This is a genomic window from Streptomyces rishiriensis, from assembly GCF_030815485.1.
Taxonomy (GTDB): Bacteria; Actinomycetota; Actinomycetes; order Streptomycetales; family Streptomycetaceae; genus Streptomyces; species Streptomyces rishiriensis_A.
In genome coordinates, this window is sequence record NZ_JAUSWV010000002.1 from 3,705,061 (window position 1) to 3,729,923 (window position 24,863).

The following is a 24,863-nucleotide window of genomic DNA, read 5'->3' on the forward strand; positions in this document are numbered from 1 at the left end:
TATCGCCCGGGGCATGGGGTGGTGGGCGAGGGTGGGGACGGGGACGGGGGGTGCTGCGGCGGTGCAGTGGGGGGAGGTGGGGGAGGCGGAGACGAGGCCGGGGAAACCCCGCCTCCGTGGGGTGGCAGGCGGGTTCGGACCGTGCCTCCCCTGGTCGGCAGGGTGCCTGTGGCGGCCCGGCCGACCATGTCGAGCGGCCGATCGAGCGGCGCGTAACGAGGGACCTCGCCGCTCGATGACCGGTTCGCCGGGCAGCACGGGGACCGCCGGGACCACGGTGACCACGGTGACCACGGGAGTCACAGTCGCCGTCGGGACAGGGAACGCAGCGGTCGCCGTCAGGACGGGGGACTCAATCGTCTTCAGCCTGGACGGCACCGGAGCCGTCCTTGAGAACGACCCCGCAGTCACCGTCAGCACAGACGGCACCGAGGTCGTCCTCAGGGAGGACCCCGCGGTAGTCGTCAGCACGGACAGCGCCGGAGTCGTCCTCGAGGACGATCCCGCGGTCACCGTCAGCGCGGACGGCGCCGGAGTCGTCGTCGGTGTGGTCGCCGTGGGGCTCGTCGTCATGACACCGGCTCCTTCAGTTCGCGGTCCACCGGCACCTGGGCCGTGACCGTGACGGTGGCCGGGTCCAGGTCGTCCGGGGTCGGCATCACGCTGCCGGGCAGCTGTACGGCCGCCGCTCCGTGCGCGACGGCGGAGGCGAGCGCCGCGGGACCGCTGCCGCCGGCGACGAGGAAGCCGGCGAGGGAGGAGTCGCCGGCGCCCACGTTGCTGCGTACGACGTCGACGCGGGCGCTCGCGAACCAGGTGCCCGTGTCCTCCACGAGCAACTGCCCGTCGGCGCCCAGGCTCGCGAGCACGGCACGGGCGCCCATTCCGCGCAGTTCCTCGGCGGCCTTCACCGCGTCGCCCACGGTGGCCAGGGGGCGTCCGACGGCTTCCGCGAGCTCTTCGGCGTTCGGCTTGACGACATCGGGCCGTTCCCGCAGCGCCTCCAGGAGGGCGCGCCCGGAGGTGTCCAGGGCGATGCGTGCTCCTCCGGCGTGCGCCCTGGCGACCACCTCGGCGTACCAGGAGGGCGCGAGACCGCGGGGCAGGCTGCCGCAGCAGGCGATCCAGTCGGCGTCGCGTGACTGTTCGCGGACCGTCTCCAGGAGCAGTTCCTGCTCTTCCCGGGACAGCTCGGGCCCGGGTGCGTTGATCTTCGTCAGGACGCCGTCCGACTCCGCGAGTGCGATGTTCGAGCGGGTGGCTCCGGTGACCGGGACCGGCGCGACCTCGATGCCCTGTGCGTCGAGCAGGTCGGCGACGAGTGCGCCCGGTGCGCCACCCAGGGGCAGGACGGCGACCGTGCGCCGTCCGGCGGCGGCGACCGCGCGCGAGACGTTCACGCCCTTGCCGCCCGGGTCCATCCGCTCGCCGGTGGCGCGGATGACTTCGCCACGGTCGAGGGACGGGACCTCGTAGGTGCGGTCCAGGGACGGGTTGGGGGTGACGGTGAGGATCATGCGCGTACTACTTCCGTGCCGCCGCGCTCGATGGCGGCCGCGTCGTCGGGGCTCAGCCCGCTGTCGGTGATCAGCAGGTCCACGTCGCTCAGGTCGCCGAAGCGGGCGAAGTGCTCCTGGCCGTGCTTGGCCGAGTCGGCGAGCAGTACCACGCGGCGCGCGGCGGCGACGGCCGCCCGCTTCACCGCGGCCTCGGCGAGGTCGGGGGTGGTCAGCCCGTGCTCGGCGGAGAACCCGTTGGCGGCGACGAACAGGACGTCGGCGCGGATCTCGCCGTACGCACGCAGCGCCCACGCGTCCACGGCGGCGCGCGTGCGGTGCCGTACGCGCCCCCCGACGAGGTGCAGTTGCATGCCCGGGTGGTCCGCGAGGCGGGCCGCGATGGGCAGGCTGTGCGTGACGACGGTGAGCGAGGCCTCCAGCGGGAGGGCGGCGGCCAGACGGGCGACCGTGGTGCCGGCGTCGAGGATCACCGTGCCCTCGGTGGGCAGTTCCGTGAGGGCCGCCTTGGCGATGCGGTCCTTCTCGTCTGCGGAGGTGCCTTCGCGTTCGGCGAGGTCCGGTTCGAAGTCGAGGCGTCCGGCGGGTATGGCACCGCCGTGGACGCGGCGCACCAGGCCGGCCCGGTCGAGGGCCTTGAGGTCGCGGCGGATCGTCTCCGCCGTGACCTGGAACTCCTCGGCCAGCGACAGGACGTCCACCCGGCCGCCGTCACGGGCGAGCCGCAGGATCTCCTGCTGCCGCTCCGGTGCGTACATGTCCGTTTCCCTCCGACCGTTACCGGATTTATGCCCGAACCTGTGGTTTCGCCTCGGAGGCTACGCTCGGATTTCTGGAAAGTAAACAGGTTCGGACGCGATGTGGGCACAAACGGACTTCGCCCCCTTGCACCAGGACATGCCCCTCCTCTGCAGGAGACGCGTGAGGGGCCCGTCACCCGATCGGGTGACGGGCCCCTCACGCGGGAGCCTCCGCGCTCAGGCGACGAGCTCGCGCTCCCGGTCCCCGGAGGGGGCCGCCTCCGGGGCGTCCTCGGCGCCGCCCTCGAGGTGCTGGGCCGGCCGCTTCGGCAGGGCGAACATCAACAGGAAGATCGCGAACATCACCAGGGCGACCCAGCCCAGGGCGTGCTCGAAGGCGTCGACGAAGGCGGGGCCCACGTCGGCCGGGGTCAGCCGGTCGCCGATCCGGCCGAAGAAGACGACCGCGACCAGGCCGAGTCCGAGCGCGTTGCCCATCTGCTGGACGGTGTTGATCAGCCCGGACGCCGAACCGGCGTGCTCGCGTGGTACGTCCGACAGCACCGCGTCCGTCAGCGGGGCGACGATCAGTCCCATGCCGACGCCCATCACGACCAGCGGAAGCGCCATCTGCCACGGGGCGATGCCGAGGCCGTACCGCTCGGACTCCCAGATGTAGAGGAGCACGCCGACGCCCATGGTCAGGGCGCCCGTCTGAAGCACCTTGCGCCCGAAGCGCGGGACCAGCTTCTGCACGGACAGTCCGGCGGCCGTCGAGACGGCGAGCGAGAACGGGACACCGGTCAGCCCCGCCCGCAGCGGGCTCCAGCCCAGGCCGGTCTGCATGTACAGCGTCCAGACCAGGAAGAACACGCCGAGGCCGACCCCGAAGACGGTCTGCACGGCGACGCCCGCCGCGAAGCTGCGCACCCGGAAGAGGGAGAGCTCGATCAGCGGCGAGCCGTCCCGCGCGCCCTTGCGCCGCTCGTACGCGACCAGCGCCCCGAAGACACCGATCGAGCCGGCCATCGACACGTACCCCCACACCGGCCAGTCCAGCTCGCGGCCGCGGGTGAGCGGGTAGAGCAGCATGAGCAGGCCGAGGGTGACCAGGACGACGCCGACGAGGTCCAGCTTCAGCGCCTTCGGCGCCTTGGACTCCGTGATGAATCGGCTGCCGAGGATCAGGCCCGCGATACCGACCGGCAGGTTGATGAGGAAGATCGGCCGCCACTCCAGACCGAAGAGGTTCCACTCGGTCAGCAGCGCGCCGAGCAGTGGCCCGGAGACGGCGCCCAGCCCCACGATCGCGCCGAAGAGCCCGAAGACCTTCCCCCGCTCGTGCGCCGGGAAGGTGGCGTGCACGATCGACAGCACCTGCGGCACCATCATCGCCGCCATGGCGCCCTGGAGGATGCGGGAGGCGACCAGCATCTCCGGGTTCGCGGCGAAGCCGCACAGTGCGGAGGCGAGGGTGAAGCCGCCGATGCCGAGGAGGAACAGCCGCTTGCGGCCGTGGATGTCGCCGAGCCGGCCGCCGGTGATGAGCCCGGCGGCGAAGGCGAGCGCGTAACCGGCGGTGATCCACTGGATCTGGCTCCAGGAGGCGCCCGCCTCCTCCTGGATGGAGGGGATCGCGATGTTGACGATCGTGACGTCGACGAGGTCCATGAAGGCCGCGGTCATCACGATGGCGAGCGCGAACCAACGGCGACGGTCGCCCGGCGCCGCCTTGGCTGCTGCTCGAGGGCCGGGCGAGGACTCGGGCGAGGACTCGAGGGAGGTCTCCGTGGAGGTCATGATGTGACAGTAGGACCGCACTAGGTCAGATCATGTCCTAGATCTGCGGCATCCTCGGACACATGACGACGGACACCCCGGCTCGGCTGCTCCAGCTCCTCTCCCTCCTCCAGACGCCCCGCGAATGGCCCGGCGGCGAGCTCGCCGACCGGCTCGGAGTCTCCCGCCGCACGGTCCGACGGGACATCGACAGGCTGCGCGAGCTGGGTTACCCCGTGCAGGCGAGCCTCGGCTCGGACGGCGGCTACCGGCTGGTGGCGGGAAAGGCGATGCCGCCGCTGGTGCTCGACGACGAGGAAGCGGTGGCGATCGCCGTCGGCCTGCGGGCGGGGGCGGGACACGCGCTGGAGGGCGTCGACGAGGCGTCCGTCCGGGCCCTGGCCAAACTGGAGCAGGTGCTGCCCGCCCGGCTGCGCCACCGCGTCTCCACCCTCCAGGCCGCAACCACACCGCTGACCAGCGGGGACGGCGCGAGCATCGCACCCGAGACGCTGACCGTCATCGCCTCGACGGTGGCCGGGCAGGAACGGCTGCGGTTCGCCTACCGCGCCAAGGACGGCACGGAGTCGCGCCGTCTGACCGAGCCCTACCGGCTCGTCTCCACGGGCCGGCGGTGGTACCTCGTGGCGTACGACCTCGACCGCGAGGACTGGCGGACCTTCCGGGTGGACCGGGTCGCGGACCCGTTCGCGACCGGGGCCCGCTTCACTCCGCGCGAGCTGCCGACGGGGAGCGCGGCGGAATACCTCCGGCGATCCATCCAACTGCGCCCGGACGCCTACGAGTACGAACTCGACGTCACGTTCGAGGCACCGACGGAGTTCGTGACGGCCCGCCTGCCGACGTGGCTGGGCACCCCGGACGCGCACCCGACGGCGGGCACCGACGGCGGGGACGGGTGCCGACTGCGGGCGACGACCAGCAACCCGGTGGAGTGGGTGGCGATGCGGCTGGCGACACTGGGCTGCGAGTTCTCGGTCCAGGGGCCGCCGGAACTGGTCCGGTGCGCACGTGAGTTGGGCGCCCGCCTGAGCCGATCGGCCGGGACGGAGGGCACCCCGGGGAGCGCCGGACGGTGAGAGAACAGGCGCGGGAAGGGCGCGCGAGGGGCGAGCGCGAGAAGGGACGAGCGCGGAGAGGGCGCGGGAGGGGGCGCGGGAGGGGGCGCGGGTCAGGCCTCCTCCGCCGGGCTCTCTTCCCACGCGAACCCGTGCAGGGCCCGCAGATTGCGCAACGCCAGCTCTGCGGGACCCCGTCGGCCGGTCGGGGGCAGGTTGGTCACCGCCCAGCTCTCGACCGCGACCCGCACCGCCGCCCCGGCCACCGCCGCGGCGAACCGCTGATAGGGGGAGGCAACGTTGTCGAGAGGGGAAGCGACCTCGGAAGCGGCGGCAGCAGGGACGTCTGAGGAGACTTCCGAAGCGGCGCGCGAGGAGACTTCCGAAGCGGCGCGCGAGGAGACTTCCGAAGCGGCGCCCGACGAGACGTTCGAAGCGGCGCCCGACGAGACGTTCGAAGAGACGTCCGCAGCGATGTCAGGGGCGTCTGACGGGGTGACCGAAGGGACGACTGAAGAAGCGTCAGCAGTGGCGGACGTGGCGGCTGAACCGGCGCCTGACGTCGCGTCGGAGGCGGGTGTACGGGGTGCCGCCGCCGTCCGCTCCGCCAGTATCTCCGTGAGCGTCGCCTCCGAGGTGTGGCAGACCTCCGCCCAGACCTTGCCGAGGGCGGGGCTGGTTCCGGCCAGTCGGATCAGGGTGCGGACCCACTCCCAGGACGCCGCCGAAACTCCGCGGCCGGGGACGAGGGTGTGTCGTATCGCGTGTTCCAGGGCCTGCGGCACGGTCAGTTCGGCCGGGGCCTCGCGTACCGCCTCCGCCCAGCGCTGCGCGCCCGCCGCGTAGAGCGGGGCGATGGCCTCTTCCTTGGTGGCGAAGTACCGGTAGAAGGTACGCGGGGCGATGCCCGCCGCCTGGGCGATGTCCTCTGCGCGGGTGGCCTTCAGCCCCCGGCTGGCGAAGAGGCCTGCCGCCGCACGGGCGATCTCCATGCGGGTGGCCGCTTTGCGCCGCTCGGTCAGCGAAGCCGAGGCGGAGGGGGAGGTCGAGCTGATCACGTCGGCAGGCTATGCCCATGTGGCACAATCTGCCATTCGGGCGGGCCACCCCGTGGTTCAGGTACGGGGTGCCCCGCCCTCTCAGCCTGCCCCGTCACCCTGTCATATGCCCGGCGGGACGTGTGCGCCCGCAATCCCGCCCTTGGCCGACAATCGGGTGCCCGGGTACGAAGGTGAGCCGGGCCCCGGCGCCTGGGGGGAGAGGCACCGAAGCCCGGCTCGGGGAAAGTCCCGGCGCCGGGGGGATGTGCGTCGGGACTTGGCTCATGTGCGGCGAAGATGGCAGGAAGGGCGGGGCTGCGAGGTCCGGTCCGTCGGAGGGCCGGCCGACTCGGACTCCCGTGCCCAGAAGTCTTGTTCCCGCGCTCTTCCCCATTGAAGCGGCGTTCCTGCGCCATGTTCGCGCGGCCCTCCACCACCCGGCGCACGCTGGCGGGAACCCTGCACCACAAGGCGCCCGAAGCCCACTCGTCGCAGCTCCGGGCCGTAGCGCGGCGCCCGTTCGCCGTGGAGCGATGGCCACACCGACCACCGGCAACCGCCGCCGAAGGCACCCGACCCGGAAGCCCCCATCGGCCATGAGTCACGAGCCACCAGTCACAGCGGTCAGCGGCGTCAGCCGTCAGCCGTCAGCCGTCAGCCGTCAGCCGTCAGCCGTCAGCCGTCAGCCGTCAGCCGTCAGCCGTCAGCCGTCAGCCGTCAGCCAACGGTTCGCTGGTCGTCGGGCAACGATCCCCAGGTCATCGGCAGGTTGGCGGCCGACCGGGGCCCCGCGTCGCCCGGCGGAGCGTCGGGCTCCGGCCGGCCGACGGAAGGACAAGCGCCTACGCCGCCGCCTCGAAGCCCGTGTCGCGGGCCAGCTTCTTCAGTTCCAGCAGGGCGTGCTTCTCGATCTGGCGGATGCGTTCCCTCGTCAGGCCGTGTTCCTTGCCGACCTCGGTCAGGGTGCGCTCACGACCGTCGTCGATGCCGTACCGCATCTTGATGATGGAGGCCGTGCGCGGCTCGAGGCGGTCGATCAGGCCGTCGAGTTCCTCGCTGCGCAGCAGGGTCATGACGGACTGCTCCGGCGAGACCGCGGACGTGTCCTCCAGCAGGTCGCCGAACTGGGTCTCACCCTGGTCGTCGACCGCCATGTTCAGCGATACCGGGTCGCGGGCCCAGTCCAGGACGTCCGTGACGCGCTCCGGCGTCGAACCGAGCTCCGTCGCGATCTCCGCGGGCTCCGGGTCGCGGCCGTTCTCGCGGTTGAACTCGCGCTGCACACGACGGATCCGGCCGAGCTCCTCCACCAGGTGGACGGGCAGGCGGATCGTGCGCGACTGGTCCGCTATCGAGCGGGTGATGGCCTGACGGATCCACCAGGTCGCGTACGTGGAGAACTTGAAGCCCTTGCGGTAGTCGAACTTCTCGACCGCGCGGACCAGACCGGCGTTGCCCTCCTGGATGAGGTCGAGGAGCGGGAGACCGCTGCGGGGATAGCGGCGGGCCACCGCGACGACGAGCCTGAGGTTGGAACGGATGAAGACGTCCTTGGCCCGCTCGCTCTCGGCGACCAGCGCCTCGAGTTCCTCGCGCGAGGCCTCCGCACGGGACTCCTCGTCACCGTCGAGGACCTGCTGCGCGAATACGCCGGCCTCGATGATCTGAGACAACTCGACTTCCTTGGCGGCGTCGAGCAGAGGTGTGCGCGCGATTTCGTCGAGGTACATGCCGACCAGGTCGCGGTCGGCGATCTCGCCGCCATGGGCGCGAACACTGCGGGCCGCGTCGGTCGTCTCGCCATTGGCGGACTTGCGACGGGCGACGGCACGGGTTGCCATGCGTGCTCCCTTGCGATGGAGGTTCAGCGGGTGGCCCTTCAGACACCAGGCACTCTCGGATTCGGACTCTCCTCGGGTGCCCTGCATCTGATGGAAACAACGACTGGAATCAGGACAGAATTCCCAACCCGCACCCCGATTTTGATGATCTTGCAGTACCCTGTCCGACCACGCGAGGAGGCGCGATGTCGTCGGAACGTACAGAGGTGCAGGTCAGACCGGGAGTCGAGGGTGACCTCGAAGCCCTCACCAGCCTCTACAACCACTACGTACGTGAGACGCCCATCACATTCGACACGGTGGCCTTCACTCCGGAAGAGCGACGTCCTTGGCTGCTCTCCCACCCTGAAGACGGGCCGCACCGCCTGATGGTTGCCACGGAAGCGGACTCACAGGACATCCGGGGGAGCTCACAGGAAATCCTGGGTTATGCCACATCCAGCGCCTACCGGCCGAAGGCGGCCTACTCCACCTCGGTGGAGGTCACGGTCTACGTCGCCCCGCACGCCGGCCGGCGCGGCATCGGCACGCTCCTCTACAAGGCGCTCTTCGAGGCACTGGCCGACGAGGACCTGCACCGCGCCTACGCGGGCATCGCGCAGCCGAACGAAGCGTCCGCGCGGCTGCACGAGCGCTTCGGCTTCCGGCACGTCGGCACGTACCGCGAGGTCGGCCGCAAGTTCGACCGCTACTGGGACGTGGCCTGGTACGAGAAGGAACTCCGACCCCGGACGGAGCCCTCCCTTCAGAGGCCGCCCCGACTACTCCTCAGGTAGCCCTGGGCCGGGCGGAGCCGTGATCCCGTACGCGGTCTCGACAAGGGGCCCATGGACCCCACACAGACGCCATACGGCCGCCCTCTGGCCCCAGCCTCCGCGCCAGCCCCAGCCCCAGCCCCGCGGTGGAGCGTCAGCCGAACTGCACGGACCGCTTCGCCATCCCCATCCAGAACCCGTCGATCACGGACTTCTGCGCGTCCAGCTCGCCGGACATCTCCGCGGCGCCCATCGTCACGAAGAGGGGGGCGAAGTGCTCGGTGCGCGGGTGGGCGTAACGGCCGGCCGGGGCCTTGTGAAGGAAGTCCAGCAGCCCGTCCCAGTCGCGGTTCTCCAGCGCGTGACGGCCCCAGTCGTCGAACTCCGAGGACCAGGTCGGCACTCCCCCGCCGGTGTGCCGCAGCGCGGCCAGGTTGTGGGTGAAGAAGCCGGAACCGACGATCAGGACGCCCTCGTCGCGCAGCGGCGCGAGCTTGCGCCCGATCTCCATCAGCTTCACGGGGTCGAGGGTCGGCATGGAGATCTGGAGGACCGGGATGTCGGCGGCCGGGAACATCTCGACGAGCGGCACGTAGGCGCCGTGGTCGAGGCCTCGGTCGGGAATGTCCTGCACAGGGGTACCAGGGGCGCGCAGCAGCTTCCGTACGCTCTCGGCGAGCTCGGGTGCGCCGGGGGCGGCGTACTTCACCTGGTAGTAGTGCTCGGGGAAGCCCCAGAAGTCGTAGACCAGGGGGACCGGGTCGACGGCGCCCAGGGCGAGGGGGGCCTCCTCCCAGTGGGCGGAGACCATCAGGATCGCCTTGGGGCGGGGCAGGTCGGCGGACCAGGCCGCGAGTTCGCCGGGCCAGACCGGGTCGTCCGCGAGGGGCGGGGCGCCATGGCTGAGGTAGAGCGCGGGCATGCGCTCCTGGGGGAGGGCACGCTCCTGGGGTGCGGCGGACATGGCAACTGCTCCTTCCGGGACCTCGGCCCCTGACTCCGGACGCTCCCGCCTCCGGTCGCTTCCGGCTCGAACGCGTCGGGCTTCGAACGCCTTCGGCTCCGGACGCTTCCGGCTCCGGGTGCTCGGCGGGGTTCGGATGCTCGGCGACCCTGAACGCTCGACGGCGACGAACGCTTCGGGACGCTTGATTGAAATCTAAAACGTCACTGCCGGCCAGCATATTCCTGATTGGTTTAAACTTCAAGGAGAAGGCGTTTACAGTGGACTACATGACGAAGGCATCCGCATCCGCTGACGAGCCCCAGTGGCTCACCGCCGAGGAACAGCGCATCTGGCGCTCCTACGTGCACGCCACGACCCTCCTCGAAGACCACATGGACCGCCAGCTCCAGCGTGAAGCGGGTATGCCGCACATCTACTACGGCCTGCTCGTCAAGCTCGCCGAGTCCAGCCACCGGCGGCTCCGGATGACCGAGCTGGCCAAGTACGCGAAGATCACCCGCTCCCGTCTCTCCCACGCCGTCGCCCGGCTGGAGAAGAACGGCTGGGTGCGCCGTGAGGAGTGCGACTCCGACAAACGCGGCCAGTTCGCCGTACTGACCGAGCAGGGCCTGGAGGTGCTGAAGCGCGCCGCGCCGGGCCATGTCGCCGTCGTACGCCACGCGGTGTTCGACCGGCTCACCCCCGAACAGCAGAAGTCCCTCGGCGAGATCATGCAGATCGTCGCCGAGGGACTTCAGCCCGATGAAGCGGGTGCGGACCTGCCCTGGCTCCGCTAGTTCCCGTAGCCGGCTCAGTTCCGCAACCGGCTCAGTTCCGCAGCCGGGTCAGTTCCGTAGGCGGGTCAGTGGACCATCACCGGCACCGCCACGTCCTCGCCGTCCTCCGCACCCGAGCCCGCGACCGGGCCCATGTCCGGCTTGCCGGCGTTGACGAGGGTCAGGGCGATCGTGGCGGCGGCGACCAGGATGCCGACGGCGAACCAGATGGCGCTGGTGTAGCCGTGCACCATGCCCTCCAGCTGCACCAGCTGCTGCTGGGGCCTGGAGGTGGCACCGGCGACGTGGTCCTTGATGTACGAGGTCGTCGCGGACGCGGCGATGGTGTTCAGCAGGGCGGTGCCGATCGCGCCGCCCACCTGCTGCGAGGTGTTGACCATCGCGGAGGCGACACCGGCGTCCCGCGGCTCGATGCCGTAGGTGGCCAGGGACATCGCCGGCATGAACGCCGTACCCATACCGAGGCCGAGCAGCAGCATCGCCGGCATCAGCACGGCCGCGTACGAGGTGTCGATCTCCAGCCGGGTCAGCAGCAGCATGCCGAGGGCGGCGACCAGGAAGCCGGGGCCCATCAGCAGGCGCGGGGCGACCCGGGTCATCAGGCGGGTGCCGATCTGGGTGGAGCCGGTGATCATGCCCGCGATCATCGGAAGGAAGGCGAAACCGGTCTTGACCGGCGTGTAGCCCTTCACGATCTGCAGGTAGTAGGTCAGGAAGAGGAACAGACCGAACATCGAGATGATCGCGAGGCCGAGGGAGAGGTAGATCCCTCCACGGTTGCGCTCGGTGATCACGCGCAGCGGCAGCAGCGGGGCCTTGACCTTGGACTCGACGACCACGAAGGAAGCCAGCAGCACGACGGACGCGACGAACATGCCGACCGTCACGGAGTCGCTCCAGCCCTCGGACTCGGCGCGGGTGAAGCCGTAGACCAGGGAGACCAGACCGAGGGTGGAGAGGATGACGCCCGGGACGTCGAGGGCGGAGCGGTTGCGGCCGCCCTCGGGCTCACGGATGACGAAGTAGGCGCCGGCCGCGGCGATGATCGCGAACGGGATGTTGACGAAGAACGTCCAGCGCCAGTCGAGGTACTCGGTGAGGAAACCGCCGAGGATGAGGCCGACGGCGCCGCCGCCACCGGCGATCGCGCCGTAGATGCCGAAGGCCTTGGCGCGCTCCTTCGCGTCGGTGAACATCACGGCGAGCAGGGAGAGTGCGGCGGGCGCGAGCAGGGCGCCGAACGCGCCTTGCAGGGCACGGGCACCGAACATCATCGCCTCGTTGGCGGCGGCGCCGCCGAGTGCGGAGGCCGCGGCGAAGCCGCCCAGACCGACGACGAAGGCACGCTTACGGCCCCACAGGTCGGCTATGCGGCCGCCGAAGAGCAGCAGACCGCCGAAGGCGAGGGCGTAGGCGGTGACGATCCACTGCCGGTTGCCGTCGGAGATGCCCAGGTCCTGCTGGGCGGAGGGCATCGCGATGTTCACGATGGTGGCGTCGAGGACGACCATCAGCTGGGCGAGGGCGATGAACGCCAGCGCCTTCCAGCGGTTGGCGTCCGGGCCGCCCGTCTTACCGGGGGCCTTCTGGGCTGTTTCAGACATGGGGATACCCGCTTCGGGACTTCGTGACGGAAAAGAAGTGAGATAAGGGGCGGCTCGTCAGCGCTGACGGACCGTTGCTCGATGTGTGCTCGGTACTTCAGGAGTGCTCGGTACTTGAAGAGTGCTCGGTATGTGAGGAGTGCTCGGTGCTCAGGAGTAACTCGTTGCTCGGGGAGTAACTCGTCGCTCGATGGACGCTCGACGGGCGTGACGGCTCATGAGGGTCGCCGTCGGCCGCCTGCCGCCGAAGCAAGGTGAGGGCGACCGAGGGCCATCAGGGGCGCCGCGGACCGGCGGCCACCAGTGCGGGTGATGACGACTGCTGCTGCTGCGGTTTCACGAACCGGTCGTTCAGGCCTGGCGCAGATCCTCCATGGTCACGGCCGAACCCGGCAGGACCGAAGGGGCCGGGGCCCGCAGTCCGTCGAGGAACACCTGAAGGTGGCGGTGGACGAAACGGTCGGCGTTCAGGCAGCCGGTACCGGCCGGGGGCCGGCTGAGCTGAGCCACCGCGATCATCACGTCTCCCACGCCGACGTCGGGCCTGAGCTGCCCGGCCGCCTTCGCACGGTCCATGACCTCCTCGATGATCCGCTCGACCCGTTCGCGCGCGGTTTCGAGGTCGGGGTGGTGCTCGTCGAAGGTGCTGGAGATCATCGGGCACAGCGCGCTGAGCCGTTCATCGGCGGAGGCGTGCACGAACCGCTCCAGCGCCCCGAACGCGTCCCTCTCGGCGAGGGCGACCTGTCCGTGCTGGACCATGCGGTCCAGCACGGAGCAGACGACCTCACGCACCAGGGCGTCACGGTCGGGGAAGTTCCGGTACACCGTGGCATTCCCGACACCGGCCCGGCGAGCGATCTCGTCGAGCGGCACATCGGCACCGAACTCGACGAGCATCTCGCGGGCGGCGGTGACGATCCGCTCCCGGTTGCGCAGAGCGTCGGCACGGGGCCGGGTCGCCTTGCGCACGGTGGGGGTAGCGGTCGCGGTCTGCACGGTGCACTCCTTCTGACGTTCGACGTTTCGACGTATCTGAGTATCTGCGTATCTGCGTTTGGACGGATCCACGTATCGACGCTGATGGCGATCCGGGGATCGACTCCCCGTTTCGCTCGGACACATGGCTAAACGGGGATGGCGTCCCCGGTTATTTCCCAAACCCCGAAGTTTCTTCATGTGACCTGGGTCACACGTCTCTCACGGCCGGAGTCGAGCCGGACCGGGCGGACCGGAGCGGCGGACGGAGGCCCACCGGGAACGGGCGGACCGAGGCGGACCGGAGCGGGCGAACCGGGGCGGAGATGAGCTCACAGCCGTAGCCGGGACCACCAGGAGACGAGTGCGACCAGGGGGGATGTGAGCACGTGAACGGTACCGCCACAGCCGTACCGGCCGGTAATCCACGATCGGTCTCCTCCAGCGCGCGCCCGCGTGCACCCCGTCGGAGGGTGATCGAAAGGGTGCAGCCGGTGACCTGTGGCTGCCTGGAGCGAAAGGCCCCTGCATGCAGCCGCAGCCCCTGCGCACCGCCCCGGCCCGCGCAGGCGAGCCACTGCGCCGTCGGATACGCCCGCGCCGCGTCGCCGCCCTCGTCTCCGTCTCCGTGCTGACGCTGACGGTCAGCACGTCGGCCGGATCAGGACGCCTCGCGCCCGTCCCCGGTGCGACGACGGCCGGCGCGGGCCCTGTCTCCGTGGCCCGTTCCTCCGCCCTCGCCCCCTGCATGATCAACGGCCGCGCCACCGTCCAGATGTCGGAGGGCCTGCCCACACCCGGCGGCTACTCCCGCTCCACCGGCACCGTCCGCGCCCTCACCCTGATGATCGACTTCTCCGACGCGCCCGGCCGGGGCAGCGCGCTCAGCCGCTACCGCGAGTTCTTCCCGCAGACCGGGGAATGGTTCCGCACGGCGTCCTACGGCCGACTCGACTACCGCGCCGAGACGCCGATCCGGCGCTGGCTGCGCATGCCCAAGCCGTTCCGCGAGTACGGCATAGAGCGCGGCGCGCCCTTCGATCCCGGCTACCGCGAACTCGTCCAGGACATCGTGGCCTCCGCCGACCCGACGGTGGACTTCCGCTCGTACGACCTTCTGAACGTGCTCGTCACCCCGAACGCGGGTCCCTCCGCCCTGGACACGGTCCTTTCGGTGACGTTCGCCGGCAACGCGGAGGCACCGGTCGCCGACGGCGTGACCGTGGCGAACGCCTCCTTCGTGTACTCCCGCCAGGACGACGGCTCAGGCTCCTACGACCGCACCGGTTACCGCGTACTCCCCCACGAGAACGGCCATGTCTTCGGCTTGCCCGACCTCTACACCCAGGAGGGCGGGGGCGCCGTCGGCCACTGGGACATCATGAGCGAGGACTGGGGCGCCAACAACGATCTGCTCGGCTGGCACAAGTGGAAACTCGGCTGGCTGGACGCCTCCCAGATCGCCTGCGCGGCCTCACCGGGCACGACGGAGTACCCGCTGACCCCCCTCTCCCGCACGGCCGGCCCGAAGCTGATCTTCGTCCCGTTGAGCGAGCGCACCGGTTACGCCGTCGAACTGCGCGCCCGCGGCGGAAACGACGAGTCGGTGTGCCGGTCGGGCGTCCTCATCTACAAGGTTGACGCGGACGTCGACACCGGCATGGGCCCGGTCACGGTCTACGACTCCCACACCGACAGCGGTGGCTGCACCCGCAGCCCCAACGTCCACGCGGAACTCTCCGACGCCCCCTTCGCGCCGGGCGAGACGTTCAAGGATCCCAAGAGGGGCATCCGTATCTCGGTGGTGGCGGCGGACCTGAAGGGCGACTACCGCGTACGGGTGAGCCGGGGGTAGCCAGACCGGCCAGGTGGATGCGGGCGGAAAAGACGGGGCAGGCGGACGGAGTCACGCGGCCCGCGGGGCGACCACGGCTACCGTAGGCCTCCCCGACGCCGTATCACCACGCACGACCAAGCACCCACACCCACACCCCCACCCAGCGGGCAAGCACCCACACCACGAGCACGCACCCACGGGCACGCACGAACCCCCATGCCCGAGCACGTACACAGTCCCCCGCCACCCGCCACCCGCCATCCACCCCGACTGCTGCACGCCGCCGCCACTGCACAGCACGTTGTCCCTGCCCCCACCGCCAGTTCCACCGCCGTATCGGAGAGCCGAGCAGTTATGTCCGCGAAGACGACCGCATCCGTTCCGGCCTCGGTTCCGGCCTCGGTTCCGGTTCCGGTCCTGGAGGCGGGGCAGGCGCCGACGGAGGCGGTTTCGCCACTGATCCGCGGGATCGCCGTGTTGCGGCAGCTGACCGAAGCGGGCGGCACGATGAGCCTGAGCGGGCTGGAGCGGTCCACCGGCCTCGCCCGGTCCACGGTCGACCGCATCACCGCGACCCTCACCCGCATGGGGTACGTCCGTCTCGACGGCCGCGACGCGACCCTCACCCCGCACGTCATGGAGCTGGGCAACGCCTACCTGGCCGCGCTGCGCCTGCCCGCGCTGCTGTCCGCCCGCGCGGACCGCCTGGCCGACGAACTGGACGAGTCCGTGTCCCTGGCGGTCGCCGACCGCGACGGCATCCGCTTCATCCACCAGGCGACCCGCCGCCGCGCGATGTCCCTGAGCTTCCGCATCGGCGACCTGCTCCCCGCCGAACGCACCGCGCCGGGACCGCTGTTCGCGACGGAGTGGACGGACGAGGAGTGGCAGGCCTGGCGCGCCCGCAGGACGCGGGATCCGCAGAACAGCGACTTCCCGACCGTGCCGCCGCCGCCCCCGCAGAGCGCGTCGAGCGACGAGGACTTCATCCGCAGGACCGCGCGGGCGGCGGAGGAGAACTGCGCCCTGGACGACCAGCTGATCGAACCGGGGCTGGTCGCGGTCTCCGTCCCGGTACGGGATCCGCGCACCGCCCGGATCGCGTGCGTGGCGAACGTCGTCAGCCATACGAGCCGGCACACGTCGGCGGACCTGCGCGAGACGCTCCTCCCCCGCCTCCGTCTGGCCGTGGCCGCGATGGAGGAGGACCTGCGCCGGGCACCGCGCCCCGAACAGGATCCGCCCTCTGCGGGACTGGCGACCTGGACCGGCGCGTCGAAGCAGGAGCTGGGCCGCGGATTCGTCGAGTCCCTGGCCCGGGGCCTGACCGTCCTGGCGGCGTTCGACGAGAGCCGGGCGGAGCTGACCCTCACGGAGGTCGCGAAGGCGACCGGCCTGGCGAGGGCGACGGCCCGCCGCGCCCTGATCACCTACGAGCACCTGGGTTTGGTGACCCCCACGCCCCGCCGCGCGTTCGCCCTCACTCCCCAGGTCCTCTCCCTCGGCTTCCCGCCCCTCTCCCGCACGTCCCTCCCCCGGATCGCGACCCCTCACCTGACGGCGCTGACGGACGCCATCCAGGAGACGACCTCCCTGGCGGTCCTGACCGAGCGGGGCGACGAGATCCAGTACACGGCCCGGGCTACCGCGAACCACGTCATGAGCGTGGACATCGCAGTGGGCACCCGGCTCCCGGCCGCCTCCACATCCATGGGCCGCCTCCTCCTGACCGGCCCGGCGGCGGAGGCGTCCTACACCCTCATCGACGAGGAACCGGAACAGGGCGTACGGGCGATCGCGGTCCCGATCCACGACCGGGCCGGCCGGGTGATCGCCGCCCTCGACGCGGCGACCCACGTCGCCCGCCGCACAGCCGAGGAGTGCGTCCACGACATCCTCCCGGCCCTCCTCACTACCGCCTCCCACATCGAGACAGACCTCCACACAGCCGCCCGCTTCACCCACGTCCCCCTGACCTGACCCCCACACCCCTCCAACCCGCATCCGGTACGCTGACGCCTGTGACCCACAGGGCCACATCCCGCCTTCGTAGCTCAGGGGATAGAGCACCGCTCTCCTAAAGCGGGTGTCGCAGGTTCGAATCCTGCCGGGGGCACCAGGTCAAAGGCCCACCACCTACGGATTTCCGTAGGTGGTGGGCCTTTGACGGTAGCGGTTGACGGCAGTCGCGTCTCAGGCGGCGGGCAGACGGCGCTTGAGCAGCCGGTCCATGTGGCTGATCGCCTCCCGCTGGGTGTCGTGCACGACGTGCGTGTACACGTCCATCGTGATGCTGATCTGGCTGTGGCCCAGGATCTCCATGATGACCCGTGGCGCGACGCCAGCCGCCGTCAGCAGCGTGGCGCAGCCGTGCCGTGCGTCGTGCAGCCGGACCACCCGCAGGCCCGCGTCAGCCGCGACCCGCGTGAAGGACCGGTAGACGTTCCGCGGCTCGACCGGCCGGCCGTTGCGTGTGGCGAAGACGTAGCCGGTCTCGGACCAGGCGACGCCCGTGCGCGCGTACGTCTCGCGCTGCCGCAGCCGGTGCCACCGCAGCGGTGCGAGGCACAGCGCGGGCATCGGCACCACGCGGATGCGGCGGCTCTTGGGGTCGTCGTCGTACAGCACGCCTCTGCGGCGCTGCGTCTGCTGGCGGACGTGCACGACGCGGTTGTCCAGGTCCACGTCCGACCAGCGCAGGCCCCCCAACTCGCCGCGTCGCAGACCCATGGCAATGGCCAGCACGAACGCCGCGTACAGCGGATCGCTGCGCGCAGCCTCGAGGAAGCCCAGCGTCTCCTCCAAGGACCAGGGACGGATCTCCCGCTGCTTGACGCGCGGTGGCTCCACCAACGACGCCACGTTCCGCGTGATCAGTTCTTCGCGCACGGCCGCCGTGAGCGCCGAGCGCAGCACCCGGTGCGCCTCCTTCGCGGTCGCGGCCGTGTGGGTGTTCTGCACGCGGGTGATGAAGCGGCGCACGTCTGCCACGCTCAGCGACTCCAGCCGCCTGGTGCCCAGCAGGGGCACGAGGTAGAGCCGCACCTGCACTTCGTACTTGTCGTACGTGCTGAGCTTGCGGCGCGGTTCGACGTAGTGCTTCAGCCAGTACGGAAGCCACTCGGAGAGCTTCGCGGACCGGGTGGGCGTCGGGATGCCCTGGCGGTCGCGCAGAACCAACTCCTGACGTTTGGTGTCGCACTCCTCCCATGTGGTGCCGTAGACGGTCTTGCGCTTGCGGGTGCCGTCAGGCTGGGGGACGTAGACGCGCGCTTCGTAACGCCCGTCCTTGCGCTGCCAGATGCTGCCGGCGCCGTTGGGGTTCCTCTTTCGGGGGGCCATCAGGCTGCGTTCTCCTCAAGTCGGTCCTGCATGTAGTGGCGTACGGCATCGACCGGGATGCGGCGTGCGCGACCGGACGTGTAGCTAGGGAGCTGCTTGGAGCGGATCAGGTCGTAGACCTTGCTGCGGCTGAGCCGCAGAGCGGTCATGACTTCCGGAACGGTGAGGGCTTGGGGGTTGCTCGTGACGACGGTCAGCACGTTGAGGTCTCCCGGAAAGGGCGGCGCCTGCGAGTGGAGTTGGTGTCAGGGCTTCTCAGGAGCCCGCGTGTGTCCGAGGTGTGGATTTCTGCGTCACCGCGTCACCTGCGTCATTCAGGCTTCTGACCTGCGGGTTTGGGTGACGCTGCGGATCGGGGCTGCGTCACCGGTGCGTCATCGGCTGCGTCACGCAGGTGACGCAGGTGACGCAGGATGACGCAGAGCGGGCCGTCTGCGTCATCGCTGTTGTCGCAGATCAGCGGCCGTTTTCCGGCTCGGGTGACGCAGGTGACGCAGCGTCTTCCTACTTAGGACAAAGAAGGGGCTGCCTGTAGTACTTCGGTGCGCCTTACAGCGCGAAGAAGGAGCCGCTGCGCGGCACGACCTTGGGGCGGCGTTCCGCCGAACAGCAAGAGGAGCACGCCCGGCCCCTGGTGCTCCTCTTGCTTGTTCCCTGGCCTCCGGATCGCGGGGGTCAGTGCATCCGCTGCTGCTCGTGTGGAGGCAGGGTCAGGGCGACCGTGCGGGTCATTTCGAGGTAGCGGCCCGCCTTCGTTCGGCCCGAGTCGATGAGGACGCCCCGGGCGGCCAGGGTCGGTTGGAGGCGCTTGAGTCGGTCGGAGAGGACTTTGCCGGTGGTCGGCCACCCCTTGGGCAGGGCCCGGCATTCGTCGCCGCTGTAGAGGAGGCTGAGGCAGTGCAGCCACTCGGTGGACGTCATCTGCTGCGCGGCGCCCGGCTCGATGGTCTCGGCGTGCCGCAGGACGGTCTGCGCCAACAGGTCGCCCTCGATCACGTCGTCGTTGAGGTCGTCGAGGCTGGCCCGGTAGGCGGTGAGCGCCCCGAGGCCGGTCGCCGCGTCGAGTTGCGCGCACAGGTGCGCGAAGTCCGCCATCCGCAGATCCGTGGGCGTCTCCGCCTCCACGGCCCGGACCTTGACCGTGAGGTCGAGGAGCGAGCCGAGGACGACGGGCAGGACTTCCGCGTAGTCCGTCCACAGTTCGGCCTCGGTCCGTCGCACCCGGGGCCGTTCCAGCCGCAGGGGCAGGAGCCGTTCGGCGAGGTCGGGCCGGATGACTCCGACGTCGATTCCGGTCAGGAGCAGGGGCCGGCGGTAGCCAACTCGGAACACGTCGCCGTCGGTGAAGAGAGCGCGCTTGACGCTCTCGGCTCCGGTGACGATGCAGCACATGGCGTCGGACAGGTCCGGGGTCATGTGGGAGAGGTTGTCCAGGGCTGTGACCCATCCGGCGGCCACGGCCGCGATCAGGTTCTCCTCATCCTTCGGTGCCCGGCGGAGGTCGCCGCTCATGCCCTCGACGATCCGCACGAGCATCCGGCCCCCGGTGGACTTGCCGGCGCCCTGGGGGCCGGTGAGGAACGGGGCGGGGACGGGCACGGACGGCCCCAAGCAGCCGATCAGCCACGCGATGGCCAGGCACTCCGTTTCCGCGTTGGCGAAGTTACACAGCCGCATCAGTAGGTCGATGCCCTTGCCGTCGGTGTCCTTGGCCGGCAGGGGGAGTTCCCCGGTGAGCTGGGTGCGTCGCCAGCAGACTTCGCGCGGGTCGGGGACGGTGATGTCCCAGCCGGTGGGGTGGATGCGGACGGACTGCCCGTCGGCGCGGCCCAGGTCCAGCCACGTCGCCCCGTCGAATCCGGGGGCGACGCGGATGTAGACGGGCTGCACGTCCTCGGTGAGCGCGAGCGCTTCGATCAGGTCGAGTGCTTCCTTGAGCGCGGTCCCGTTGAACACGCCCACTCCGTCCTTGAACAGGCCGACCATGAGTTCCTGCCGGTGGCTGCCCATGGTGCCCTGGGAGCGGATCGGCCGGGCCACGGGGTGGCCGTTGCGCTGCGCGTACACGGTGCCGTCGGCGGTGCGGAAGTACCGGAAGTGCGCCTGCGCGTAGTCGGTGATGATCTGGCGGGCGGGGTTCTTCTCGTCGTCGGACACGGGTCACAGTCCCAACGTGGTCAGGGCGTTGGTCCACGCGTCGGTGCAGTGCCGGGCCGATTCGCCCTTGCCCTGCGCGGCGGTGAACAGCCGGCCGATGTGGGCGTCGGTGAGGCATCCGCACCGGCCGTGCGTCGACAGCACCGCGAGGAACGTCCGGTAGACGGTGGCGTGCACCGCGCTGGAAGCCGCGGTGATGCGCTGCTCGGCCATGGCGATGCCACGGTCCAGATAGGCGGGCGTGCGGTGACGGCACACCCCCTGCCCACCCCGCAGGGACGCTGTGGGCGTCTGTGGCGCGCTGCGGGCCGGAGACGGCTCCTTTACGAGCGCACGCACAACGTCCGGGAGAGGGGCGGTGACACCGATGCCGGGACCGAGCCAACGGGCATATGCCATAAGGGATTTGATGTCGATGCCGGGGCGGACGGCGTTCACGGACCGCATGACGCCCTGGTAGATCCAGTGCTCTCCCCGTGTTGTCGGCACGGTGAGGGTGGCGGGGAGGGTGGCGTGGGCCCAGTCGACGGCCGCCGCGTCGTCGAGGTCGACGACGGTCACGCCGGCGCCGCCCGGGTGGTAGGCGACGGCGGCGGCCCGACGCCATGCCGTCGCCCATGCGGGGGAGGTGAGGACGCGTGTGTCGGTGGTGGCGGCGGCCCACGCGTGGCAGACGCCGGCGCACCGGCAGGGGCCGGGGGTTTTCATGTTCGGCCGTCCCCCGCACGCGTTGCCGGCGCAGTCCGGGCAGTTGCCGAACGGCACCTTCCCCGCCCGTAGAGGCAGGGGCGGGATGCTGTGTGCGGCGAGCATGAGGGCGGTGTCCAGCAGTGGCAGAGAGGCGGGGCGGGGTACTCGCCGGATGGCGGTGGGTTGCTGCATGCTGGGTGACCTCCAACGGGTCTGTAGTGGGCTGGTTGGGCAAGGGCGACCCCGGTTCTTTGGCGAGAGGTAGGGGTCGCCCTTGGCGTAGCTACTGGTCGTCGGTGTGGGTGTGGGCGTACTGCTGGCGGACGTAGGCGCGCGGGTCGCAGATCAGGTCGGGCTGGTCGAGGTCGAGCAGGTACAGGGCGGCCGCGACGGCGGTTTCGGTGGTCTCACCGTGGGTGTCGGGTTCGTCGAGCAGCGCGATGCGGTCGAGCAGGGCCGCTTTGCGGAGGTAGAAGTCCCGGTCCAGTGCGGTGAAGCACTCCCGGGCGGCGATGGTGCGGGCTGTCCACCCGATCTCGTCGAGGATGCTGGGGGCGTCCGCGTACGCCTGCTCCGGCGTCGGGAACGGCGCGTCGGTGGTGTGGGGCTGGTTCATGGGTGGTGGTCTCCTGTCAGCGCTTGGAGCCGAAGAGCTTGAGGCTGATCCCGCCGACGCTGAGCGGTCCGGTGGCGGCGGCGATCTGCGCGGCGGTGTGGGCGGCGAAGTCGAGCAGGGCGAGGAGCGCGGCGACGGTGGCGAAGACTCCGACCGCGCTGGCGGTGGCGACGGCGAGCGGGTAGAGGTAGTGGCCCAGGGGGCGGCCGGTGTGGTCGGTGGTGTGGACGACGATCACGACGGGCTGGCCGGTGGCCTGTGCGCGGCGGTAGGCGTCGGTGGGGATGTGCGGGGCGAGGTTCCCGGGCGGGTCTAAGCGGGTCACGACTCCTCCTTTGAGGGCGTGCGACGGATCGGTGCCGGACGATGCGGAATCCACTGCTTCGAGGGTTCAGGGAGGCTCAGACACTCCCTGCCGGGTGGGCTGTGGAGGGGGTTTCAGGGGCCTGACCTGGGGTGCCTCCCTGCCTCCCTGATGGATCATTCGTGCAGGTCAGGGCCAGGGATGCGGGTCAGGGAGGGGATGAGGGAGTTCTCCCTGCCTCCCTGGCCCGGGTGGGGGCTGCTTCCCTTCATCCGTCGGCGGAAGCGGAACCTTCGGTGTTGCGGTTGGTGAGGGCGCGGTGGACGCGGTCGCGGCCTACGACCATGCGGCCGTCGGACTTGTAGGGCTCCGCGCCGGCGTCCTCCAGGACGCGCTTGAGGTCGCCGGGCGTCCACGCGCCATAGGCGTCCGCGTTCAGGACGGTGAGTCGCTTGAGGACGTCGGCGGTCAGGACGCGGGACGCGTCGCCGAGGACGGCGAGGATGTCGGCGAGCGGGTCGCGGTCCTCGCTCCGGTCGATGGCGTGCAGGGTGGTGACGCCGTCGCGCAGGGCCTTGGCGCGGTTGGTGATGGCCTTGGCGCCGTCGTCGTCGATGTAGTGCGTGCGCACCGTGATGGACGCCTGCCCGGCTGGAATCTTGATGCCGTCGGAGGCGACGACCAGCGTTCCCTTGTCCAAGCCGGGGCGCAGCATGTTCGGCGCGGCCCCGCCGTCGACGGCCTTGTCCCCGAGCGCCATCCGGGCCTGCTGCTCGGTGCCCAGTGCGAGCGATGCCCGAGTGTGCGCGCCCTCGCGGACGAGCTTGGGAAGGTTCTGGTCGGTGGGGTCCTGGGTGCCCTGCCACATCAGGACGTTGACCGCTCGCCCCTGGTTGTGGATTTTGCGGACGGCCATGAAGTAGCGGGAGGTGGCCTTGGATCCGCCGTAGGGGCGGCGGTCGTCGTCGACGGCCGGGCACATGAAGGCCACCTGTGCCTCGTCGACCACCACGATCAGCGGCGGGAACACGGTGCCGGGCGGGGCCTGGATGCGGCGGTTCATCTCCTCGACCGCGCTCTCGACCATCTCGGTGACCTGGATGACGTGCTCGTCGGTCGGGCCCTGGATGAGGGTCGAGGCGAGTCCGTCGAACATGGCCCAGTCGCCGACGCCCTTGAGGTCGCCCATGAGGAACTGCACCGACCGGTCCAGCGCGACCCACAGCGCGAGAGAGCGCAAAGCCACGGTCTTGCCCTGGTTGGACAGACCCGTGATGAGCAGATGCCGCTGGTAGAGGCTGAGCGCGGCCGCGTCGCCGCGCAGGTCCTGCCCCCACGGGGCGCGGCCCTTGGCGTAGTCGGCGGTCATCGTCTCGTCCGTGACCAGCGGGGACGGACCGATCGGCTCGTCCAAGGCTCCGGAGTCGGCGACCCACAGCCGCACCGTCCGCGCGGCGGTCGGGATGGTGATGAACATCTCGTGCTCGTGCCGGGAGAGGTTCTCGGCGAGCTTGCGCCGCTTGCCCTGCACCTCGTTCGTCGACACCCCGGACGGGAGCGTGACGTCGACCTCCACTCCGCATCCGGCGATCCGGATCGGCCCGAGCATCGACGCGCCGGCGTCGCCCATCTCCTTGATCGCGTTGCGCAGCGCGGGCACTCCGAGGTCGCGCAGGGCCTTGACCACGATCGAGGGGGTGATCGGCTCGCCGTCGCCGTTGCGGACGGTGGCGGGCAGGGCCCAGGCGGGTGCGGCCTGCTGCTTGCTGCCGACCGCCCACAGCGCGAGCAGGGCGAGGAACGGGCCCAGGGTGACGGCCGGACCCCACACCACCTGAACGATCGTGATCAGCAGGTTGATGAAGTCCACGGCCGCCATGAGTGGGGTGACGACGTCGGACACGTCCTTGGTCGCGATCGCCATGACGATGCCGAGGGCGACCAGACCGCCGATGCCCATCCCGGTGCCGACCAGCGCGCTCTTGCCCGCGTCGAGGGGCGAGTGGAGCAGGTCCATGCGGCGGCGGTGCCGGGCGTCGCGGTAGCGCTGGCCCCGCTCTTCCCACTCGGCGGCGAGTTCCATGTTCCCCGCGGCTTCCGCCGTGCGCATGTAGCGCTCGTAGCGGGCGGCGGTGCGGCCGTCCCAGGCGCGGCGGCCTACGATCCGGGCCCCGCCCACGACGTACAGGCTGTGGCGGGCGACCGTACGAGCGGCCGTCTTGGTGTGCTCGTGCGTGACGGCCGTCTTCACCGCGCGGCCGGAGCGGACCCACAGCGGGACGGGCGTCGGCGGGGCCGGGTCGGGGACGACGGTGAGCACGGTCGGCCCGGCGGGGGTGGTGTCTTTGTACAGGTGAACGACGTTCTCGGACATGCGGAAGTCTCCTCAACACCCCACGGCGGGGGCGGGTAAAGGCATGCGGAAGGAAGCAGGCCGGGACGGGTGCGGGCCGTCCCGACGGGTGGTTCACGTGCTGTGGGCGGGTGTCACCACCAGCCGGAGGACTTCTTGGCGGCCTTGGCCTTGGCGTGCTCGTTCACGACGCGCTGGCGTTCGGTCGTGAGCGCGGCGATCTCCGCGACCAGTCGGGTCTCCGCCGCGTTCCAGGCGGTCTCCAGCTTGCGTTCCGCGCGGGTCGGGGCCTCGCCGCGCAGCACGCGGTAGGAGCCGCCGGCGAGACCGGCCAGGACGGCGCGTCGCTCGCGGCTGTCCAGCGGCCACATCTCCCGGTCGCGGACGGCGTCCAGCTTGCGCATCGTCTTGTGGATCTCGCGGTCGAGACGGCGGGTGTCGGGCTTGCCCATGGTCGGTACTCCCTTGAGGGATGTGTGATGGCAGAG

General features: G+C 70.6%; 22 protein-coding genes and 1 tRNA gene. 7 read left to right on the forward strand and 16 right to left on the reverse strand.

The window, feature by feature from the left end:
* Positions 1 to 235 precede the first annotated feature (235 nt).
* On the forward strand, positions 236 to 619 hold the full coding sequence (locus QF030_RS18855; protein ID WP_307163845.1) for a hypothetical protein: 384 nt from the start codon (positions 236 to 238) through the stop codon (positions 617 to 619).
* Here QF030_RS18855 and pfkB read toward each other — a convergent pair.
* The 3 genes from pfkB to QF030_RS18870 form a co-directional block, all read right to left on the reverse strand.
* The gene (gene pfkB, locus QF030_RS18860; protein WP_307163846.1) at positions 570 to 1,517 is read right to left on the reverse strand and encodes a 1-phosphofructokinase; all 948 of its coding nucleotides are present in this window, start codon (positions 1,515 to 1,517) and stop codon (positions 570 to 572) included. The two genes, QF030_RS18855 and pfkB, sit on opposite strands and share 50 nt — an antisense overlap.
* Positions 1,514 to 2,275, reverse strand: coding sequence for a DeoR/GlpR family DNA-binding transcription regulator (locus QF030_RS18865; RefSeq protein WP_062645330.1), 762 nt, complete (start codon positions 2,273 to 2,275; stop codon positions 1,514 to 1,516). The genes pfkB and QF030_RS18865 overlap by 4 nt, the downstream gene beginning before the upstream one ends.
* A gap of 219 nt (positions 2,276 to 2,494) precedes the next feature.
* The gene (locus QF030_RS18870) at positions 2,495 to 4,057 is read right to left on the reverse strand and encodes an MFS transporter (protein WP_307163847.1); all 1,563 of its coding nucleotides are present in this window, start codon (positions 4,055 to 4,057) and stop codon (positions 2,495 to 2,497) included.
* A gap of 62 nt (positions 4,058 to 4,119) precedes the next feature.
* Between QF030_RS18870 and QF030_RS18875 the strand changes: the two genes are divergently transcribed.
* On the forward strand, positions 4,120 to 5,136 hold the full coding sequence (locus QF030_RS18875) for a helix-turn-helix transcriptional regulator (protein ID WP_307163848.1): 1,017 nt from the start codon (positions 4,120 to 4,122) through the stop codon (positions 5,134 to 5,136).
* 92 nt (positions 5,137 to 5,228) lie between these two features.
* On the opposite strand, the gene QF030_RS40595 is transcribed toward QF030_RS18875, so the two are convergent.
* Both QF030_RS40595 and QF030_RS18885 read right to left on the reverse strand, forming a co-directional pair.
* The gene (locus QF030_RS40595) at positions 5,229 to 6,170 is read right to left on the reverse strand and encodes a TetR/AcrR family transcriptional regulator (protein ID WP_373428900.1); all 942 of its coding nucleotides are present in this window, start codon (positions 6,168 to 6,170) and stop codon (positions 5,229 to 5,231) included.
* Between the two features lie 827 nt (positions 6,171 to 6,997).
* Positions 6,998 to 7,996 (reverse strand): sigma-70 family RNA polymerase sigma factor, encoded by a 999-nt coding sequence (locus QF030_RS18885; protein WP_307163849.1) that lies wholly within the window; start codon positions 7,994 to 7,996, stop codon positions 6,998 to 7,000.
* Positions 7,997 to 8,181: 185 nt separating this feature from the next.
* Here QF030_RS18885 and QF030_RS18890 point away from each other — a divergent pair, with 185 nt between their 5' ends.
* Positions 8,182 to 8,772, forward strand: coding sequence for a GNAT family N-acetyltransferase (locus tag QF030_RS18890; RefSeq protein WP_307163850.1), 591 nt, complete (start codon positions 8,182 to 8,184; stop codon positions 8,770 to 8,772).
* 133 nt (positions 8,773 to 8,905) lie between these two features.
* Here the strand turns inward: QF030_RS18890 and QF030_RS18895 are convergent, their stop codons facing one another.
* Positions 8,906 to 9,715: a dioxygenase family protein gene (locus tag QF030_RS18895; RefSeq protein WP_307163851.1), complete on the reverse strand. Its 810-nt coding sequence runs from the start codon at positions 9,713 to 9,715 to the stop codon at positions 8,906 to 8,908.
* Between the two features lie 269 nt (positions 9,716 to 9,984).
* Between QF030_RS18895 and QF030_RS18900 the strand changes: the two genes are divergently transcribed.
* Entirely contained in the window at positions 9,985 to 10,494 is a 510-nt protein-coding gene (locus tag QF030_RS18900; protein ID WP_307163852.1) for a MarR family winged helix-turn-helix transcriptional regulator, read from the forward strand.
* Between the two features lie 65 nt (positions 10,495 to 10,559).
* On the opposite strand, the gene QF030_RS18905 is transcribed toward QF030_RS18900, so the two are convergent.
* Together QF030_RS18905 and QF030_RS18910 are read right to left on the reverse strand one after the other, a co-directional pair.
* Complete coding sequence (locus tag QF030_RS18905; RefSeq protein WP_307163853.1) at positions 10,560 to 12,098, reverse strand: MFS transporter; 1,539 nt, start codon at positions 12,096 to 12,098, stop codon at positions 10,560 to 10,562.
* Positions 12,099 to 12,449: 351 nt separating this feature from the next.
* A complete protein-coding gene (locus tag QF030_RS18910) occupies positions 12,450 to 13,097 on the reverse strand; it encodes a TetR/AcrR family transcriptional regulator (RefSeq protein ID WP_307163854.1) in 648 nt (215 codons plus the stop codon).
* A 508-nt stretch (positions 13,098 to 13,605) separates the two neighbouring features.
* On the opposite strand from QF030_RS18910, the gene QF030_RS18915 reads away from it, so the two are divergent.
* The 3 genes from QF030_RS18915 (at position 13,606) to QF030_RS18925 (ending at position 17,032) form a co-directional block, all read left to right on the forward strand.
* Positions 13,606 to 14,931, forward strand: a complete 1,326-nt coding sequence (locus tag QF030_RS18915; RefSeq protein WP_307163855.1) for a M6 family metalloprotease domain-containing protein — start codon at positions 13,606 to 13,608, stop codon at positions 14,929 to 14,931.
* A gap of 336 nt (positions 14,932 to 15,267) precedes the next feature.
* Positions 15,268 to 16,893 (forward strand): IclR family transcriptional regulator domain-containing protein, encoded by a 1,626-nt coding sequence (locus tag QF030_RS18920; RefSeq protein ID WP_307163856.1) that lies wholly within the window; start codon positions 15,268 to 15,270, stop codon positions 16,891 to 16,893.
* A 63-nt stretch (positions 16,894 to 16,956) separates the two neighbouring features.
* Positions 16,957 to 17,032 (forward strand) — tRNA-Arg (locus QF030_RS18925).
* A gap of 74 nt (positions 17,033 to 17,106) precedes the next feature.
* Here the strand turns inward: QF030_RS18925 and QF030_RS18930 are convergent.
* The 8 genes from QF030_RS18930 to QF030_RS18965 form a co-directional block, all read right to left on the reverse strand.
* On the reverse strand, positions 17,107 to 18,255 hold the full coding sequence (locus QF030_RS18930) for a tyrosine-type recombinase/integrase (protein ID WP_307163857.1): 1,149 nt from the start codon (positions 18,253 to 18,255) through the stop codon (positions 17,107 to 17,109).
* A complete protein-coding gene (locus tag QF030_RS18935) occupies positions 18,255 to 18,455 on the reverse strand; it encodes a helix-turn-helix domain-containing protein (protein ID WP_307163858.1) in 201 nt (66 codons plus the stop codon). Before QF030_RS18935 ends, QF030_RS18930 begins: the two co-directional genes overlap by 1 nt.
* 475 nt (positions 18,456 to 18,930) lie before the next feature.
* Positions 18,931 to 20,412 (reverse strand): ATP-binding protein, encoded by a 1,482-nt coding sequence (locus QF030_RS18940; RefSeq protein ID WP_307163859.1) that lies wholly within the window; start codon positions 20,410 to 20,412, stop codon positions 18,931 to 18,933.
* Positions 20,413 to 20,415: 3 nt separating this feature from the next.
* Positions 20,416 to 21,294, reverse strand: a complete 879-nt coding sequence (locus QF030_RS18945) for a bifunctional DNA primase/polymerase (RefSeq protein ID WP_307163860.1) — start codon at positions 21,292 to 21,294, stop codon at positions 20,416 to 20,418.
* Positions 21,295 to 21,385: 91 nt separating this feature from the next.
* On the reverse strand, positions 21,386 to 21,718 hold the full coding sequence (locus QF030_RS18950) for a hypothetical protein (RefSeq protein WP_307163862.1): 333 nt from the start codon (positions 21,716 to 21,718) through the stop codon (positions 21,386 to 21,388).
* A 16-nt stretch (positions 21,719 to 21,734) separates the two neighbouring features.
* A complete protein-coding gene (locus QF030_RS18955) occupies positions 21,735 to 22,043 on the reverse strand; it encodes a hypothetical protein (protein ID WP_307163863.1) in 309 nt (102 codons plus the stop codon).
* Between the two features lie 247 nt (positions 22,044 to 22,290).
* On the reverse strand, positions 22,291 to 24,396 hold the full coding sequence (locus tag QF030_RS18960) for an FtsK/SpoIIIE domain-containing protein (RefSeq protein WP_307163864.1): 2,106 nt from the start codon (positions 24,394 to 24,396) through the stop codon (positions 22,291 to 22,293).
* A 113-nt stretch (positions 24,397 to 24,509) separates the two neighbouring features.
* The gene (locus QF030_RS18965) at positions 24,510 to 24,827 is read right to left on the reverse strand and encodes a hypothetical protein (protein WP_307163865.1); all 318 of its coding nucleotides are present in this window, start codon (positions 24,825 to 24,827) and stop codon (positions 24,510 to 24,512) included.
* Between the last annotated feature and the right edge of the window lie 36 nt (positions 24,828 to 24,863).